Consider the following 12,022-nt stretch of genomic DNA (forward strand, 5'->3'; position numbering starts at 1 on the left):
GATGTACCTTTAAGTTATAAATGTATTAGCAGCAGCAAAGGCTTGGAGCCAACTTGAAGGCGAAAGCCAAAACCACTACGAGGAATGCCAACATAAGGATGGTGGTGTAAGCGATACCGATGGTCTTCCAACGGTTGAACCATACCTTACCACTGAAGCCTAACGTGTGCATTGCGCTCCAGAAACCATGAGAGAGGTGGAACCAGATGGCCACCAGCCAAACGATGTAGAGAACTACAAAGACGGGGTTTTCAAAGGTGTCAACGATGTAAGCGAAGCCGTCAGCTGGATCATGCGGCGTGGCAATGCCAGAGAGTTCGGCAAACATCATGTTGTACCAGAAGTTCCAGAAGTGGAGCAGCAGGCCGAGGATGACGATGATGCCGAGAACGAGCATGTTCTGCGAAGCCCACTCCACCTTGGGGTTGCGCTCTGTCACTTCGTAACGCTGAGTACCGCGAGCCGTACGGTTCTGGGCAGTCAGCATAAACGCATAAACAATGTGAACGACTGTCAAGGCACCAAGCCCCATAGTAGCGACTACAGCGTACCAGTTGGCACCAAGAAATTCACAAATCATGTTGTAACCCTCTTCAGAGAACAGCGCTACCAAGTTCATGCAACCATGGAAGGTCAAGAACAGGATGAGCGCAACTCCAGTAACGGACATTACAACTTTCCTACCAATAGATGAATTACATAACCACATAAATGATTGAATTTAATTATTTAAATGTTTGAACTAAAATTATTATTCTGACCATGAACACATGAAGGCAAATGCTCTTTCTAATGGGCATCATACCACATTATTAGTAGCAATACCTTGTTTTAGACCGCAAAATTAATATAAAAATATGATAATTCAAAGAATATTGAGGCAAAAATCAAATTTTATTCTTAATTTTGTGGCGATTTTGAGTAAAACACGCCCGCAGACGCCATTTTATTGGCTTTTTGGGCATAATTCATACATTGGTCAATGACACTTTATTATGACGTTATTGTGGTCGGTGCCGGCCACGCTGGTTGTGAGGCAGCCACTGCCGCTGCCAACATGGGGGCGAAGACTTGTCTCGTCACTATGGACATGAACAAGATCGCACAGATGAGCTGCAATCCTGCAGTGGGAGGTATTGCAAAAGGTCAGATAGTGCGCGAGATTGACGCGCTGGGCGGACAGATGGGCAAGGTGACTGATGCCACCGCCATACAGTTCCGCATGCTCAACCGCAGCAAGGGTCCCGCCGTATGGAGCCCGAGAGCTCAATGTGACAGGGAGAAGTTTATATGGAAGTGGCGCGAGATACTCGACACTACCGACAATCTCGACCTTTGGCAAGACCAAGTGGAGGAACTCCTCGTGGAAGAGTACGGCGGGAAGAAAACCGTGAAAGGAGTGAGGACCATCTGGGGCGTTGATATTATGGCTCGCTGCTTGATAGTGACGGCGGGCACATTCCTCAACGGACTTCTTCACATAGGCCGAAAGATGATTGCCGGTGGCCGAATAGCGGAGCCTGCTGTTGAGCGGTTCACCGAGAGCATCACCCGTCACGGAATAAAGAGCAACCGCATGAAGACGGGCACTCCCGTGAGAATAGACAGAAGAAGCGTTGACTTCTCGATGATGGAGATACAAGACGGCGAACAAGACTTCCACCAGTTTAGCTTTATGTCAGACAAGCGTGTTTTGCGACAACTGCCTTGCTGGACATGTTACACAAACAAAGACGTTCACGACACCTTGCGGGGCGGACTTGCCGACTCGCCCCTTTACAACGGACAGATACATAGCATCGGGCCAAGATACTGTCCGTCGATAGAAACTAAGTTAGTGACGTTCCCCGACAAAGAACAGCATCCGCTATTTCTTGAACCTGAAGGCGAGACAACCAACGAGATGTATCTTAACGGATTCTCGTCATCGCTGCCAATGGAGGTGCAGATTGAAGCGCTAAGAAAAATCCCTGCCCTAAGGAATGTAAAGGTATATAGACCAGGATACGCCATTGAATACGACTTCTTCGATCCCACACAACTTGAACACACATTAGAATCGAAAATCGTCAGCGGACTATTCTTTGCAGGACAAGTGAACGGAACCACAGGATATGAGGAAGCCGGCGGTCAAGGTACCATTGCAGGAATCAATGCCGCACTGATGGCTGGTTCGACAGAAGGCGACAAGAAGACGTTCACCCTCGGCCGCGACGAAGCCTATATAGGAGTGCTGATTGACGACCTCGTCACCAAAGGGGTTGACGAACCATATCGAATGTTTACCTCAAGAGCTGAATATCGCATACTGCTCAGACAAGACGATGCCGACGCCCGACTGACAAAGAAAGCCTTCGAACTTGGACTCGCCACAAATGAACGGTATCAGTGGTGGATGCAGAAAAAGGATGGTATCGAAGAAATCATAAGTTTCTGTAAAAACACTCACGTCCGCAAGGAAGACATCAACCCGGCACTTGAGGCATTAGGCACTACCCCACTCCGCGAAGGTTGTAAGATAGCAGATCTTGTAAGCCGTCCGCAACTAAACTTCGAGGCCATCGGCAATATTATCCCATCTCTCCGCGAGGCTATCGATCGTCTGCCCAATAGAAACGAAGAAATAGCTGAAGCGGCAGAGATAAAGATGAAATATAAAGGATATATTGAACGGGAGAAAATGGTGGCAGAAAAGATGCGCCGACTTGAAGACATAAAGATACGTGGACATTTTAAATACTCAGAGCTCACGCAATTATCTACGGAAGCAAGACAAAAGCTCGAAGCTATCAATCCTGAGACACTTGCACAAGCGAGCAGAATACCAGGCGTTTCGCCAAGCGATATCAACGTCATGTTGGTATTGATGGGAAGGTAAATCAGGGCATCATCGCGACTACCTACAGCACACGCAGGTGTCGTGAAACAAGTATATGTTCCACGTGAAACATTAAAGTGAACAATAACATAATAATTAATTGAGTATGAACAACAAAACATTGGTAGAGAATCTGCGATGCATTCCAGATTTTCCACAGAAAGGAATTAATTTTAGAGATGTAACCACACTGTTCAAAAACCCGAAGTGCATGGAGATAATGCTCGAAGAAATGTATGAGCTTTACAAGGACAAAGGCATAACAAAAATCGTGGGCATTGAAAGCCGTGGTTTTGTGATGGCATCAGCCTTAGCTATAAAATTAGGTGCTGGTGTTGTACTCTGTCGCAAGCCAGGTAAACTACCAGCAGAGACCGTTCAAGAAAGTTACAGCAAGGAATATGGGACAGATACCATCGAGATTCATAAGGACGCGATAGAAGAGAACGACGTTGTATTGCTGCACGACGACCTTCTTGCAACAGGCGGAACGATGAAGGCTGCATACAACCTTGTAAAACGTTTCAACCCCAAAAACATATACGTCAACTTTATCATTGAAATAAAGGACGAGGGGCTTCATGGACGCGATCTTTTCGACAAAGAAACAGAGATAACAACCTTGTTGGATGTGTAGCAGTTTCACGTGAAACCACAAAGACAGTATGACGAAAGAAGAAAACGAGAAAAGGCTTGAAAGGCTGAAGCAGATAGTTGGTAGCATGCCCGAGAAACCGGGCAGCTACCAATTTTACGATAAGGACGGGACTATTATTTATGTAGGTAAGGCGAAAAGGCTTAAAAGCAGGGTTTCGTCTTATTTCCATAGCGAAGTTGACCGATATAAGACTAAGGTTCTCGTGAGTAAGATCGAGAATCTCACATATACTGTGGTTAATACTGAAGAAGACGCTCTCTTGCTTGAAAACAGCCTAATAAAGAAATACAACCCGAAATATAACGTATTGCTGAAAGACGGCAAGACTTACCCAAGCATCTGTATCACCAACGAATATTTCCCACGCATATTCAAAACAAGACAAATAAACAAGAAATGGGGAACTTATTTCGGACCATATTCTCACGTTCCTTCAATGTATGCTGTCTTGGACCTAATAAAAGACTTATATCATCCACGAACATGCCAGCAACCGCTGAAAATGGATGAGATTGAAAGGGGGAAATACAAAGTATGTCTTGACTATCATATAAAGAAATGTGGAGGTCCGTGCATTGGAAAACAGAGCCACGAGGACTATATAAAAAACATAAATCAGGCAAAGGAGATACTTAAAGGAAACACCAGAGGTATTCTCAGGCAGATGCGCGAAGAGATGATGGCATTAGCTGAAGACTTGAAGTTTGAAGAGGCTGAAGCCATCAAGAAGAAATACGAGTTGATACTTGGTTTCTGCGCAAAAAGCGAAGTCGTAAGCCATACTATAGACAACGTGGACGTGATGTCGATAACAAACGACGGAGCTACAGCTTTCATCAACTACATACATGTCAGCAATGGGTGTATCAACCAGTCGTTCACGTTCGAATACAAGAAAAAGTTGGAAGAAACAGACGAGGAACTATTATCGCTCGGCATAGCAGAGATGAGAGAACGCTTTAAGAGCCACTCTAAGGAGATCATACTGCCCATGGCGTTGGATATAGAACTGGAAGGCGTGACGATAACCGTGCCTCAAAGAGGCGACAAAAAGACACTTCTCGACCTCTCGATAATGAACGGCAAGCAGTATAAATTCGACCGTCTGAAACAGAAAGAGAAGCTAAATCCAGAGCAGAAATCAGTGCGTCTGATGACTGAACTGCAACAGCTACTGAAACTCCCACGATTGCCATACCAGATAGAATGTTTCGACAACTCAAACATCAGTGGCACAAACGCGGTAGCGGCTTGCGTGGTGTTTAAGAAGATGAAACCAAGCAAAAACGACTATAGAAAATATAACATAAAAAGCGTGGTAGGACCAGACGATTACGCTTCGATGAAAGAAGTTGTGAGAAGGCGATACGAACGTCTGAGAGACGAGAACGAGCGTATGCCTGACCTGATTATCACCGACGGAGGAAAAGGACAGATGGAGGTGGTTAGAGAGGTGATAGAAGACGAACTGAAACTCAATATTCCTATCGCCGGACTGGCAAAGGACAGTCGTCACCGCACTAACGAATTACTCTATGGCTTCCCGGCCGTGACTATAGGTATAAAGACAGACAGCGAGCTCTTTCATGTATTAACAAGAATACAGGACGAGGTTCACAGGTTTGCCATCACATTCCATCGTGACAAGCGTTCTAAGGCTGCTCTGCATTCTGAGTTGGACGACATAAAAGGTATTGGTCCAAAGACAAAAGAAACGCTTTTAAAGCTATTCAAAAGTGTGAAAAACATCAGGGAAGCAAGTCTTGAAGAGCTCGGCAAAGCCGTTGGAGAAAGCAAGGCGAAGCTGATAATGGAATATTTTGAGAATAAAAAAGTGGTAAACTCTTGAATATATCAAATATTTGACGTAAATTTGCAGTCAGAAAACTGTAAATCAAATATTAAATAGGGGGAAGTTAAGGAAGTTAAGGAAGTTAAAGAAGTTAAAGAAGTTAAGGAAGTTAAGGAAGTTAAGGAAGTTAAGGAAGTTAAGGAAGTTAAGGAAGTTAAAGACAAATGACTAAGCCGAGAAAACTCCCTAAAGGAAACGAAAAGACTATTGTCTTGAACTCCTTTAAACTCCTTGAACTCCTTGAACTCCTTGAACTCCTTGAACTCCCAAAATATAAAAATTGAGAAATAATGAGAATAGTGATACAACGCGTTAGCCGAGCGTCGGTGACCATAGAAGGAACTGTAAAATCGGCTATAGAAAAGGGTTATCTGATCCTTATTGGTGTGTGTGAAGAAGACACCGAGGAGGACGTGGAATGGCTCGTGAGAAAGGTAATAGGACTTCGTGTTTTTGACGACGAGAATGGCGTTATGAACCGTTCGATAATGGATGTTGACGGCAACATACTCGTCATAAGTCAATTCACGCTATTTGCAAGCTACAAGAAGGGCAATCGACCCTCGTGGCTAAGGGCAGCAAGACACGAGATTTCAGTGCCTTTATACGAGAGTTTTTGCACTCGTCTGAGCGAAGCATTAGGAAAACCTGTTGGCACTGGAGAATTCGGGGCTGACATGAAGGTAGAACTAATAAACGATGGGCCTGTGACCATTTGTATGGACACGAAAAATAAAGAATAGTTGACGAGTAAAAGTAATATGGAAGAAATAACGATAAGGGAAGCGCAGAAGACAGTTGACGACTGGATAAAGACATACGGTGTGCGCTATTTCTCTGAGCTCACAAACATGGCTGTGCTCACGGAAGAAGTGGGCGAGATGGCGAGGATAATGGCACGACAATATGGCGACCAAAGCTTTAAGGAAGGCGAAAAACATGACCTTGGAGACGAGATGGCCGACGTGCTTTGGGTGCTAATGTGCATAGCAAACCAAACAGGCGTTGACCTCACAGAAGCATTAAGAAAAAACATAGACAAGAAAACATCACGAGACAAAGAGAGACATTTGAGGAATGAAAAATTAAAAAATAAGAAATAAAAATTGAGTATTAAAATTGAGTATTAAAATTAAGAATTAAAATAAATATTATGTCGGAACAATGCAACTGCGGTCATCATCATGACCATGAAGAAAGACCTCTCAGCATCTATGAGCAGGCATTAAGTAAGTATCGCACCAACATCTCTGACGAGGAAGTGCGCAATGCTGTAAGGAAGATTATTGCAGAAAAAGTGCACGAAAACGACACTCTTGAAGTGAAGAAATTCCTTATGGGAAGTGTTGAACTTACTACATTGAAGACAACCGATTCTGAGGATAGCGTATTGGCATTCACAGAGAGGGTTAATAAGTTTGACGAGACCTATCCCGATTTACCTCACGTGGCAACAATTTGCGTCTATCCATGTTTTGCCAAGACAGTGAGCGAATCGTTGGAGATCGACGGCGTGGAAATAGCATGCGTCAGTGGCAGTTTCCCATCGTCACAGGCTCTTATTGAGGTGAAGGTGGCAGAGACAGCATTGGCTATTAAAGACGGCGCCACAGAGATAGATATTGTCATGCCTGTAGGCAAGTTCCTGAGTGGCGACTACGAGGGTGTGGCTGACGAAATAAACGAGCTGAAGGCTGTCTGCGGAGAGCATAAGATGAAGGTGATACTTGAGACAGGATGCCTCAAGACTGCCGAGAACATCAAGAAGGCTTCGATCCTCGCCATGTATGCGGGAGCAGACTATATAAAGACATCTACAGGCAAGCTCGAACCAGCTGCTACGCCTGAGGCTGCATACGTGATGTGTCAGGCCATTAAGGAATACTACGACGAGACGGGCATACAGATTGGTTTTAAGCCTGCTGGCGGCCTTAACTCCGTCATGGACGCACTAATCTACTACACGATAGTAAAAGAGGTCCTGGGCGAGAAATGGCTCACTAACGAATGGCTGCGCTTAGGCACCAGCCGTCTTGCCAACCTACTATTGAGCGAAGTTGTAGGCGAGGAAACGAAGTTCTTCTGAACCAGAAAATAAATTTTTTCCTCATTTTGGCTCACAATTGGAAAATATTTTCCCGTTATGGCTGACCAATTTCATTTATTTGCATTACCTTTGCAGCAGAAAACAAAAACATGTATAACTTTTAAAATTTTAAAATTATGGAAGAGAACAAAAAAACAAATCCGTTAGCAGATGAGCAACTCGACGAGGTTAATGGCGGTCGTTTAGACCAAAAACTGCTAAGAGAGTCGGAGAGGGAGCTTAGACGTAAATACAATTAAAAGGTATAATAATAAAAGAATTGCTCATGTATCGCATGTATATGACATGATTTATTTGTAGTATATTTGCAGCAGCAAAATCAAATTTATGTATAATTCTAAAAATTAAAATTATGGAAGAGAACAAAAAACAGAAATTGGACGAGAATCAGATCGAAGAGGTATGTGGTGGTAAAAAAAATTCTAAGCAACCAATAATCGTGCTCTTACATAAATAGGATATTGATAACCGCTTTATATAAACATTGGATTTATATAAAGGGTATTGAAAAGAGCTAATGTAAACAAGAAAAAAGCGGGAGAAAGTAACAATCTCCCGCTTTTCTATTACTATTTGTTACGTTGAATCACATAGTCAATATAAGCTGTGAGCGATGTGCGTATTTCCTCACTAACAGATTCAGAATCAATAAATTCCATGCATTTCTGGCGCAATTCAAGCATCTTCCGTTCAGCATATTCTATGCCTCCATTATTCTTTGTGAAATCAACGAGACGTGAAATCTCTTCCTGCGACACGGAGCCATTTTTCACCTTTATGGCAATCTCCTTCATCTCAGGATTATCAACGGTGTTAAGAGCGTAAAGCACTGGCAGAGTGAGCTTGCCTTCAGCCATGTCGTTGCCTGTTGGTTTACCAATCTCCGTCGAATCATAGTAGTCGAATATATCATCACGAATCTGGAAGATAATGCCGAGGTTCTGTCCAAACAGTCGTGCCTTTTCCAACTCTTCGTCTGTGGCGTTAGCAGACATTGCTCCTATCTCGCAGCAAGCCTCAAACAGGGCAGCCGTCTTCATCTTTATCACCTCATAATACACTTCTTCAGAGAAGTTGGTATTCTGTATGTTGGATAACTGGAGAATCTCTCCGTTAGACAACGTACGGCCCAACTCTGCAAGCGACTGGATGATGCGTTGGTTGTTGGTCAGAGATACATTCAGCAAGGCGGTAGAAAGAACATAGTCGCCTACCAGCACTGCTACCTTATTATTATACTCGGCATTGACCGAAGCCTGACCACGTCGTTCCTTACTTTCATCAACGACATCATCGTGGACAAGACTTGCAGTGTGGAGAAGTTCAAGTCCTACTGCAGAATGAAGAGTTACGGAACTGACACTACCATAGTTTTTGGCAATGAGCAAAATCAATATTGGACGCATACGTTTCCCTCCCCTACTCTTGATGTGATCAAGCACACTGGAGAGGAGTCCGTCGGTATGTGAGAGCGAGTCATTAAACAACGAAATAAACTCGCGTAAATCGCCTTCGATGGGGCGTTTTATGAGTGATAAATGTTCCATTCTCAAAAATTTGATACAAAAGTAGTGAAAAAATTGCTAAGTTGAGAATTTTTTAGTAATTTTACGCACAAAATATGTAGAATTATGAATAAATTGTTTCTTTTGGACGCTTATGCGCTCATTTATCGCGCTTATTACGCATTTATCAAGAACCCGATGATTAACTCAAAGGGACAAAATACGTCGGCCGTCAGAGGCTTCGTCAACACGCTCAACGAGGTGATGACAAAGGAGCGGCCGACACATCTCGGCGTGGCTTTCGACCCTTCAGGCCCCACATTCCGACATATAGAATATCCTGAGTACAAGGCCCAACGTGAAGCTTGTCCTGAGGATATCAAGGCTTCAGTACCTATTATCAAGAGCATCTTGGAGGCTTACCACATTCCTGTGCTCGAAGTGGAGGGATTTGAGGCTGACGACGTCATCGGCACATTGGCCACCAAGGCAGGCGAGCAAGGTATTGAGACCTATATGCTCACTCCCGACAAAGACTACGGTCAACTGGTGAAGGAGAATGTGTTTATGTACCGACCACGACATAGTGGCGGATATGAGGTGATGGGACCGAAAGAGGTGGTAGAGAAATATGGTATTGAGAATACGAGCCAGGTGATCGACCTCTTGGGTCTGATGGGCGACTCGTCAGACAATATCCCTGGCTGCCCTGGCGTTGGCGAGAAGACAGCTGTCAAACTCATCAACGAGTTTGGCTCTATCACTACCCTACTCGACAATACCGACAAACTCAAAGGTGCTCAGAAGAAGAAGGTGGAGGAAAACAAGGAGCTGATCATCATGTCGCGCTATCTTGCCACCATCAAAACCGACGTTCCCGTAGAGCTCGACTTAAAAGCACTCGAAGTGGCAGAACCCGACAACGACAAACTGCTAAAAATATTCGAAGAACTGGAGTTTAAGTCGTTTGCAAACAAGATTCTTAAAAAAGATAAACCATCTGTTAAAAAAGCTAATATTGAGCTTGATCTCTTTGCAGATTTTCCGAGCGACGGGCAAGAAGAACAAAAATATTCGAGTTTTGAGAGCCTTAAATCGGTGTCACACGACTATAAACTCGTTGACAACGTGGACGATATGCGTCGTCTATGTGACTATTTCTTAACAAATGAAATTGTCAGTTTAGACACAGAGACCACTTCAGTCAATGCTATAGACGCTGAACTCGTGGGATTGAGCTTTTCGGTGAAGGAAAACGAGGCTTTTTACGTTCCGGTGCCTTCCGACCAAGACGAGGCAAGAAAAATTGTGGATTTGTTCCGTCCAGTGTATGAGAACGAGAAAATCCTCAAGGTGGGACAAAACATCAAGTACGACTATGAGGTGCTGATGAACTATGGCGTGAGACTTGCCGGCAAGATGTTCGACACGATGCTCGCCCACTACGTCATCGAGCCTGAGCTTCGCCACAACATGGACTACCTCGCCGAAGTATATCTAAAATACAAGACCATCCACATCGACGAGCTTATAGGCCCTAAAGGCAAAAACCAAAAAAGCATGCGCGACCTGAAACCTATAGAAGTGTATGAATATGCCGCGGAAGATGCCGACGTGACTCTGAAGCTGAAAAACAAGCTCGAACCCATACTGAAGGAAAAAGCAGTAGAAGATCTGTTCTACAACATCGAAATGCCTCTCATACCAGTTTTGGCGGAAATGGAGATGAACGGAGTGACTATCGACACACAGTCGCTCGCCGAAACATCAAACGTGCTGACAAAGCGAATGGAAGAGGTGGAGAAGGAGATATATGAGTTAGCAGGAGCTCCTTTCAACATCGCGTCGCCAAGACAAGTGGGCGAGGTACTGTTTGACAAACTCAAGATTGTGGAAAAGGCAAAGAAGACAAAAACCGGACAGTATGTAACCAACGAAGAGGTGCTGCAGTCGCTAAAGGGAAAGCACAAGATAGTGGAGGCAATACTCGAACACCGAGGACTGAAAAAGCTACTTGGCACATATATCGACGCTCTGCCGAAACTAATAAATGCCCGAACAGGCCACATACACACTTCTTTCAACCAAGCCAACACGGCTACTGGCCGTCTCTCGTCGAGCGACCCGAACCTGCAGAACATTCCTGTACGAGGAGAAGAAGGCAAGGAAATACGCAAGGCTTTCATTCCTGAGCCCGGTTGCCTGTTCTTTTCGGCTGACTACAGTCAGATTGAACTTAGAGTGATGGCACATCTCAGCGGCGACGAAAACATGATTGAGGCTTTCCGTGAAGGTCATGACATTCATGCTGCCACAGCAGCAAAAATATACAAAGAAGAGATGGAAAACGTCTCTCGCGACCAGCGTACAAAGGCAAAGCGAGCCAACTTCGGAATCATCTATGGCATTACTGTTTTCGGTCTTGCCGAACGACTGGAAATCAGCCGCGACGAGGCTAAGATGCTGATAGATGGATATTTCGAGACATTCCCGAAGGTGAAAGAATATATGGAAAAGGCTAAGGAACAGGCTCGAAACCAAGGATATGTGGAGACTCAATTCCATCGCCGCCGTTATCTCGCGGACATCAACTCTGCCAACTCCACCGTGCGTGGATTTGCCGAGCGAAACGCCATAAACGCTCCCATCCAGGGAACTGCCGCCGACATCATCAAGGTGGCAATGATAAGGATTTACAACCGATTCCGCGAAGAGGACATTCGCTCGAAGATGATACTTCAAGTTCACGACGAACTAAACTTCAGTGTCTATCCCGACGAGAAGGAAAAGGTGGAACAAATAGTGCTTGAAGAAATGCAAAACGCCTTCCCTATGCAAGTGCCGCTCGTGGCAGACTGCGGTTGGGGAAACAACTGGCTTGAAGCGCATTGATAACTTATAAAGCATGACAAGCGTGACAGCGTGACAAGCGTGACAGGCATTTTTCTGCATATCACCCACTCAAAAAACAGGTCTATATTTAATATATATATAATATAGAATATAATTATAAAAAAAAATC

The 12,022-nt window shown here is 44.4% G+C and carries 10 protein-coding genes; 8 read left to right on the forward strand and 2 right to left on the reverse strand.

The genetic code is table 11. From position 1 onward, the window contains the following. Positions 1–25: 25 nt before the first annotated feature. On the reverse strand, positions 26–709 hold the full coding sequence (locus CIK99_RS11675) for a succinate dehydrogenase/fumarate reductase cytochrome b subunit (protein WP_094381674.1): 684 nt from the start codon (positions 707–709) through the stop codon (positions 26–28). Between the two features lie 273 nt (positions 710–982). Between CIK99_RS11675 and mnmG the strand changes: the two genes are divergently transcribed. From mnmG to CIK99_RS15940, 7 genes are all read left to right on the forward strand, one after another. Next, positions 983–2,878, forward strand: a complete 1,896-nt coding sequence (gene mnmG / locus CIK99_RS11680; RefSeq protein WP_094381675.1) for a tRNA uridine-5-carboxymethylaminomethyl(34) synthesis enzyme MnmG — start codon at positions 983–985, stop codon at positions 2,876–2,878. A gap of 106 nt (positions 2,879–2,984) precedes the next feature. Next, entirely contained in the window at positions 2,985–3,515 is a 531-nt protein-coding gene (locus CIK99_RS11685; RefSeq protein WP_094381676.1) for an adenine phosphoribosyltransferase, read from the forward strand. Positions 3,516–3,543: 28 nt separating this feature from the next. Continuing rightward, entirely contained in the window at positions 3,544–5,385 is a 1,842-nt protein-coding gene (gene uvrC, locus CIK99_RS11690; protein ID WP_094381677.1) for an excinuclease ABC subunit UvrC, read from the forward strand. Positions 5,386–5,678: 293 nt separating this feature from the next. Next, positions 5,679–6,131: a D-aminoacyl-tRNA deacylase gene (dtd, locus tag CIK99_RS11695; RefSeq protein WP_094381678.1), complete on the forward strand. Its 453-nt coding sequence runs from the start codon at positions 5,679–5,681 to the stop codon at positions 6,129–6,131. Positions 6,132–6,158: 27 nt separating this feature from the next. Further along, complete coding sequence (locus CIK99_RS11700; protein WP_094381689.1) at positions 6,159–6,491, forward strand: nucleotide pyrophosphohydrolase; 333 nt, start codon at positions 6,159–6,161, stop codon at positions 6,489–6,491. A gap of 50 nt (positions 6,492–6,541) precedes the next feature. Next, a complete protein-coding gene (gene deoC, locus CIK99_RS11705; protein WP_094381679.1) occupies positions 6,542–7,474 on the forward strand; it encodes a deoxyribose-phosphate aldolase in 933 nt (310 codons plus the stop codon). 137 nt (positions 7,475–7,611) lie between these two features. Beyond that, a complete protein-coding gene (locus CIK99_RS15940) occupies positions 7,612–7,734 on the forward strand; it encodes a hypothetical protein (protein ID WP_256387405.1) in 123 nt (40 codons plus the stop codon). A gap of 330 nt (positions 7,735–8,064) precedes the next feature. Here the strand turns inward: CIK99_RS15940 and CIK99_RS11710 are convergent, their stop codons facing one another. Next, the gene (locus CIK99_RS11710) at positions 8,065–9,042 is read right to left on the reverse strand and encodes a polyprenyl synthetase family protein (RefSeq protein WP_094381680.1); all 978 of its coding nucleotides are present in this window, start codon (positions 9,040–9,042) and stop codon (positions 8,065–8,067) included. A gap of 84 nt (positions 9,043–9,126) precedes the next feature. Between CIK99_RS11710 and polA the strand changes: the two genes are divergently transcribed. Continuing rightward, complete coding sequence (gene polA, locus CIK99_RS11715) at positions 9,127–11,892, forward strand: DNA polymerase I (protein WP_094381681.1); 2,766 nt, start codon at positions 9,127–9,129, stop codon at positions 11,890–11,892. The last annotated feature ends 130 nt before the right edge of the window (positions 11,893–12,022 follow it).

It is taken from the genome of Prevotella sp. P5-92 (assembly GCF_002251245.1).
Classification (GTDB): domain Bacteria; phylum Bacteroidota; class Bacteroidia; order Bacteroidales; family Bacteroidaceae; genus Prevotella.

Bases quoted from the DNA above. Each gene is read 5' to 3' on its own strand.
- polA (WP_094381681.1), top strand. From the start codon at position 9,127: ATGAATAAATTGTTTCTTTTGGACGCTTATGCGCTCATTTATCGCGCT.
- dtd (WP_094381678.1), top strand. From the start codon at position 5,679: ATGAGAATAGTGATACAACGCGTTAGCCGAGCGTCGGTGACCATAGAA.
- CIK99_RS15940 (WP_256387405.1), top strand. From the start codon at position 7,612: ATGGAAGAGAACAAAAAAACAAATCCGTTAGCAGATGAGCAACTCGAC.
- CIK99_RS11710 (WP_094381680.1), bottom strand. From the start codon at position 9,042: ATGGAACATTTATCACTCATAAAACGCCCCATCGAAGGCGATTTACGC.
- CIK99_RS11685 (WP_094381676.1), top strand. From the start codon at position 2,985: ATGAACAACAAAACATTGGTAGAGAATCTGCGATGCATTCCAGATTTT.
- CIK99_RS11675 (WP_094381674.1), bottom strand. From the start codon at position 709: ATGTGGTTATGTAATTCATCTATTGGTAGGAAAGTTGTAATGTCCGTT.
- mnmG (WP_094381675.1), top strand. From the start codon at position 983: ATGACACTTTATTATGACGTTATTGTGGTCGGTGCCGGCCACGCTGGT.
- deoC (WP_094381679.1), top strand. From the start codon at position 6,542: ATGTCGGAACAATGCAACTGCGGTCATCATCATGACCATGAAGAAAGA.
- uvrC (WP_094381677.1), top strand. From the start codon at position 3,544: ATGACGAAAGAAGAAAACGAGAAAAGGCTTGAAAGGCTGAAGCAGATA.